The following is a 2,205-nucleotide window of genomic DNA, read 5'->3' as shown; positions in this document are numbered from 1 at the left end:
GATCTTCCCCAAGGCCGGATGGGTGGAGCACGACCCGGCGGAGATCTGGGACAACACCCGCGAGGTGATCGGATCCGCCCTGTCCAAGGCGAACCTCACGCGGCACGACATTGCCGCCGTCGGCATCACCAACCAGCGTGAGACAGCCGTCGTCTGGGACAAGACCACCGGCAAAGCCGTCTACAACGCCATCGTCTGGCAGGACACCCGCACCCAGCCCATCGTCGACGAACTTGCGGCGGACGGCGGCGTGGAGCGGTTCAAACAGAAGGTCGGCCTGCCACTGGCGACCTACTTCTCCGGCACCAAGATCAAGTGGATCCTGGACAACGTGGACGGCGCCCGCGCCAAGGCGGAGGCCGGGGACCTGCTGTTCGGCAACACGGACAGCTGGGTCACCTGGAACCTGACCGGCGGGACCGACGGGGGCGTGCACATCACCGACGTGACCAACGCCTCCCGGACCATGTTCATGGACCTCGAAACGCTCAGCTGGGATGAGGAGATCCTGGCCGCGTTCGGTGTGCCGAAGTCCATGCTGCCCGCGATCAAGTCCTCTTCCGAGGTCTACGGAACGGTGCACACCTCGCAGCTGCTGCGCGAAGTTCCCGTCTCCGGAATCCTGGGCGACCAGCAGGCGGCGACCTTCGGCCAGGCCGCGTTCGCGAAGGGCGGGGCCAAGAACACTTACGGCACCGGCAACTTCATGATCGTCAACACCGGCGAGGAGATCGTGCACTCCAAGAACGGTCTGCTCACGACCGTCTGCTACAAGATCGGCGACGCGAAGCCGGTCTACGCCCTGGAAGGTTCCATCGCCGTCACCGGTTCCCTGATCCAGTGGCTCCGGGACAACCTCGGTATGATCTCGTCCGCACCGGAGGTGGAAACGCTGGCGAAGACGGTTGAGGACAACGGCGGCGTGTACATCGTTCCGGCCTTCTCTGGCCTGTTCGCCCCCTACTGGCAGAGCGATGCCCGCGGAGTCATCGTGGGACTGACGCGCTTCGTCAACAAGGGGCACATTGCCCGGGCCGCCCTGGAAGCGACGGCATTCCAGACCCGCGAGGTCCTCGACGCCGCCAACGCCGATTCCGGCGTGGACATGGAAGACCTGAGGGTCGACGGCGGAATGGTCGCCAACGACGCGCTGATGCAGTTCCAGGCCGACATCCTGGGCATCCCCGTCATCCGTCCGAAGATCGTTGAGACCACCGCGCTGGGTGCTGCCTACGCGGCGGGCCTGGCCGTGGGTTTCTGGAAGGACACCGAGGAAGTCGGCAAGTACTGGGCGGAGGACAAGCGCTGGGAACCCAAGATGGAAGCCGGTGAGCGCGACCGTCAGCTGCGCCTCTGGAAGAAGGCCGTCACGAAGTCCATGGGCTGGGTCGACGAGGACGTGAAGTAGGCCTTTCGAGCCCCGAAAAGGGGCCGGTGACTCCCGCCCGCCCGCTTCGCGGTGCCCACCACACCATGGCGGGGAGTCACCGGCCCCTTTTCGTCCGATGGGGAGTTTGTCTGTGCGCTAAAGTGGTCCTATGCGTGCGATCACCCTGCTTAGCTAGCCGCCCGGCATCCCGACGAAAACCGGATTGCCGAGCGGCAGCCCCTCCATGTCGAGGGGCTTTTGTGTGTCCGGGAGATTTGCCGGCCCGCAGCAGGGTACCAAGAGATCAGGCAGGACAGTCCTGATCAACAAGATCGAAAGAAAAGAAGAGGCCAGCAGTGAGCGTTCAGCCGGAGACAGAGACCGGATCAGCAGCAGCCGTCGCGAACGATGGCCCCGAAGAGGGTGCCTACAGCTTCGCGGCCATGGAGGCCAAATGGCCCCAGGTCTGGGAGGACCTCAAGGTCTTCACGCCCCTGGATGACGGCTCGAAGGAACGCCGCTACGTGCTGGACATGTTCCCCTACCCCTCCGGGGACCTCCACATGGGCCACGCCGAAGCCTTCGCAATGGGCGACGTCGTCGCTCGTTACCTGCGCCAGCAAGGTTACGACGTGCTGCACCCGATCGGCTGGGACTCCTTCGGCCTGCCCGCGGAGAACGCCGCCATCAAGCGCAACGCACACCCTAGCGAGTGGACCTACGCCAACATCGACACCCAGGCGGCGTCGTTCAAGCGGTACGCCATCTCCGTGGACTGGTCCCGCCGGCTGCACACCTCGGACCCCGAGTACTACCGTTGGACCCAGTGGCTGTTC

The 2,205-nt window shown here is 64.9% G+C and carries 2 protein-coding genes; both read left to right on the top strand.

Annotated elements, in window-relative coordinates:
- Positions 1-1,408: glycerol kinase GlpK (gene glpK / locus AB4Y86_RS17275; RefSeq protein WP_441403393.1), on the top strand; the 1,408-nt coding region annotated here is incomplete at its 5' end.
- Positions 1,409-1,725: 317 nt separating this feature from the next.
- Positions 1,726-2,205: class I tRNA ligase family protein (locus AB4Y86_RS17270; protein WP_441403392.1), on the top strand; the 480-nt coding region annotated here is incomplete at its 3' end.

It is taken from the genome of Arthrobacter sp. 2YAF22_2, assembly GCF_052114645.1.
Classification (GTDB): domain Bacteria; phylum Actinomycetota; class Actinomycetes; order Actinomycetales; family Micrococcaceae; genus Arthrobacter.
The sequence above is the reverse complement of the archived record's forward strand: the minus strand, read 5'-3'. Positions and strand labels throughout refer to the sequence as shown.